Here is a 1,619-nt window from a genome sequence, read left to right on the forward strand (position 1 = left end):
CATATGTTCTTCGTTACGTAATACCACATCTAAGTAAACCTGATAATAATATTTTTCCATGATATTGTTTTAACGCTTATTATGCACCTCCCAAAGATAAGCAGCCCAACGACAATAAATCCAATTGGACCTGGGCTACTAATTACAGGAAGATTGATTGAAGAACCACTTTAAGCCGAAATGGGGTGATAGTTTAAATGCGGAATGGACGACCTTTTTTGCCAAAATGCCCACATACATCTGAAGGATATTCTATGCTAAAAACTTTCAAAACCGAATGTTATTTCCGCACGCACCAGGTTGTCATGGCCCTCATGTTCTGTACATTGGTCGTCTTGATGGGTTCGTGAAGTCGACCCCCAATTTTTTTAGTAAGCCTGACCAGCATTTCCTGATTAACCAAGAATCGCTCTGATCCGTCCGGAAGAATATACCTCCCATTTCCGATAAAACGGACCAGCGATTCAATACCGATTTCTGAGGCCAGGCGACAGAAGAAATATCCACCGGGTTTAAGTACGCGCCACATAGCGCTTAACATCGCTTCAAAATGTTCCTGGTTTTCTGCAAAGTGGAGTACAGCAGAACTAAGGACCAGATCAAAACACTCACTTTCAAATGGTAATTGTTCTACAGGCGCTATGCTGAAGTTTTCTTCGGGATTGATATGGGGAAAGGCACTGGCCAGATTTTTAAGCTGTGCTATCGCTTCAGGATTTTGATCTACCCCATAAACCTCCACACCACTTCTTAAAAAGTAAAGCAGGTTCCTTCCTGTTCCACATCCAGCATCCAAAACAGTCTTGCACCCATCATAAGTACCTTTTAGTAACTGGTCGAATAAATAAATATCAATATTTCCGAAGGTTTCCCGTATATGCTCGCGTTTCATCTCTGGACCAAAGATATCACAAATTGTCCGGGATGAAAATCATTTTCCTAGCAGGATGACTCCCGGATCACCCACGTATGGTATTCCAGGTACCCCTCCATACCCACTGGTTCCAACCTTTAGGCATTGTGGATTTGAACTTAGTTTCTCCACCGGATTTGCGATAGCCGCTGTCTATTCGATCTGTAGGGAAATCTATGCATAAAGTTTTTCAGATCGTTTTTCCAAATTCCTAGCAATACATTTTAAGTTAACTATTTGAGCAGCAACCAACCAGCTATCGGCGAAAGCAGAATTTTAGCAAGGTGCACGTAACAAATACAGATAAATGGCGTTTATAAAATACATCCTTCCGACAGGACACTAATAGCCAGGTAAACGCGCTGAAAAGTTGATTTGTGACACAATCGACAAGTCATGCAAAAAAAAACTATCGAAGAAGAGGATTTACTGGAAACCTTGAGCTTCATTGTACCCCTTCCCGCTCCTTTGCAGGACAGGGTAAACCGGGAGGCAATCACCGAGAATTTTAAACGCAAATACCTATTACTCAGACCCGGCGAGACTGCCCGGAGACTGTACTTTATACGAAGTGGATTTTTACGTGCCTTTTTCATTGACGAAAATGGAAAAGAGTGCACCACCTGGTTTATGGGAAAGGGTGATCTGATGATCTCGGTYTACAGCTTTTTCACCCAAAGACCAGCCCATGAGTACATAGAAGTAC

At 42.3% G+C, this 1,619-nt stretch carries 2 protein-coding genes; one reads left to right on the plus strand and one right to left on the minus strand.

Annotation, left to right across the window (positions count from 1 at the left end; translation table 11 throughout):
• Nucleotides 1-280: 280 nt before the first annotated feature.
• Nucleotides 281-892, minus strand: a complete 612-nt coding sequence (locus AC1DND_RS27510) for a class I SAM-dependent methyltransferase (RefSeq protein ID WP_477585990.1) — start codon at nucleotides 890-892, stop codon at nucleotides 281-283.
• 417 nt (nucleotides 893-1,309) lie between these two features.
• Between AC1DND_RS27510 and AC1DND_RS27515 the strand changes: the two genes are divergently transcribed.
• On the plus strand, nucleotides 1,310-1,619 hold a 310-nt coding region (locus AC1DND_RS27515; protein WP_477585992.1), incomplete at its 3' end, for a Crp/Fnr family transcriptional regulator.

The sequence above is a fragment of the Pedobacter sp. 01N416 genome (assembly GCF_056399685.1).